Raw genomic sequence first — 1,952 nt, forward strand, 5'->3', positions numbered from 1 at the left:
AAGCCGGGATATGAATTTCTTTCAGACCCTGTTAACGGATTTCTGGGAATTCACGAACTATAATATGTACGATATTTAAAAGGATATTTTCATGGCCGTTCCAGAGCACATCCGCAAGGTTCCGAGACCACGCAATACCGTTGTCATCGACAGCGGCAGCAATGGCGCCAAGCGCTATGCGGTTCACAGTCGTCGGGCTTCCATTTGCAAGCCAGGCTGCAACCCGCGCCCGGTGAACGGGCCGGTCATAGGGCACATCATTGACGGCAAGTTTGTGCCCCGCCAGTCCGCGGCGGTTCTTGCAGAAGACGGTCCCGACTACCTCTCTTACGGGGCCGCGGCACTGCTTCACGATGAACTTCGAGGGCTCGACGATGAGCTCTTCAAGGTCTACGACGTCAAGGATGCCTGCATGATTCTTGCTCTCGCCTTGCTCCGCATTGAGCGCAAGGGCATCAAAATCTCCCGCTGCCGTCAGCATTACGAAAAGTCCTTCATCTCGGTTTTCTACCCCGGACTTCCTCTCTCTGAGAACACCATCAGCAAGTTCCTTACCCTCCTCGGCCAGGATGCCGGCAAGATGAATGCCTTCATCGCCGCAAGGCTCGCCGCCGTCTGCAAGGATCACCACATCATCATTGATGGGACGCTCAAACAGAACACCAGCATCGTCAATGATTTGTCTGCCTTCTCGAGAAAGGCTCGCGTAAAGGGCTGCAAAGAGATTTCCGTCATCTACGCCTATGACCTGGAAGCTCAGGAACCCTTATGCGCCCAGGTCTATCCGGGCAATATGATCGACGCCCGCGCCTACAACTCATTCGTTTCGGAAAACAAAATCGAACGAGGCGTTCTGATCACGGACAAGGGATTCCCTCCCAAGGCAATTGAAGGTCTGCTCAAGAAGCATGAAGGGCTCCATTTCCTCACGCCGCTGAAGCACTCGGACAAGAAGATTGCAGAGCACGCCATGCTCGATTTCGAGGATTGTCTGCGCGGCATTGATAAGCGCATCCGCTGCAAAAAGGTACAGATGGAAAACGGGCGCTTCCTCTACTCCTTCAGGGATTCATGGAAGGCTCAGGCGGAAGACAACTCCTTCATGGACCGCCAGCGCAGGAGCGATTCATACGACAAGAAGAACTACGATGAGCACTGCAGCTCGTACGGAACAATCGTCTTTGAGTCGGATCTCGACATGACGTGCGCTGAGGTCTACGCGTGCTACGAACAGCGCTGGCAGCTGGAGATGTTCTTCGATGTTTACAAGAACAGTCTTGATTTCGGCGTAACCCGGGTCCAATCCGACTACTCCGTCCGCGGATCCGAATTTGTCGACCTCATAGCCTCCATCCTGACATCCCGCATCGTGAAGCGAATGTCGAAGGCAGGGGTCCTCGACAATGCAACGTTCGGGGATGTCATGGACTCGCTCAGAACGTGCTGGCGCAAACGCAAGACGCCGCGGGAGAGCCTTCCGCAGGTTGATGACGAATACTGGAATCGCCTGCTGAAGTGCGATGGAGAGCTGCTGGTAGCTTTGGAGCTCGCTTTGCCCGGCAAAGACAAAGCGTCGGAGCCCAAAAAACGCGGCCGGCCGCGCAAAAATCCAGAACCCGCGAAGGCTCAGGAAGTACCCCTTCAGCCGAAGCGCAAGCCGGGGCGCCCCAGAGTGCGGCCGATCATCTATGGGCCTCCTCGTCCAAGAGGTCGCCCTAGAAAGTAACGATCTTCCGGCTCACTATAGTGGGAAGAATTGAGGTTCTTTTAGTAAACTCTGAAATTTTCAGAATTTACAGGCATTTATTTTATGGAATTCCCCTTGAATTTATGAGTCTAAATTGGTCTACCGGCGTACGTATGTAGCCTGATTTTCAGCTTTATTGCTATATTTCATAGCAGGGCTGACGATTACAAATATTTATTGAAGCTCAGCCCTGTATAGTTTTATC

At 53.1% G+C, this 1,952-nt stretch carries 1 protein-coding gene; it reads left to right on the forward strand.

The features are described 5' to 3' along the window. Positions 1 to 91 precede the first annotated feature (91 nt). Positions 92 to 1,726: a transposase gene (locus Q0106_RS00410; RefSeq protein WP_297607492.1), complete on the forward strand. Its 1,635-nt coding sequence runs from the start codon at positions 92 to 94 to the stop codon at positions 1,724 to 1,726. The last annotated feature ends 226 nt before the right edge of the window (positions 1,727 to 1,952 follow it).

Origin of the sequence: uncultured Sutterella sp. (genome assembly GCF_937923675.1) — a bacterium.
Taxonomy (GTDB): domain Bacteria; phylum Pseudomonadota; class Gammaproteobacteria; order Burkholderiales; family Burkholderiaceae_F; genus Sutterella.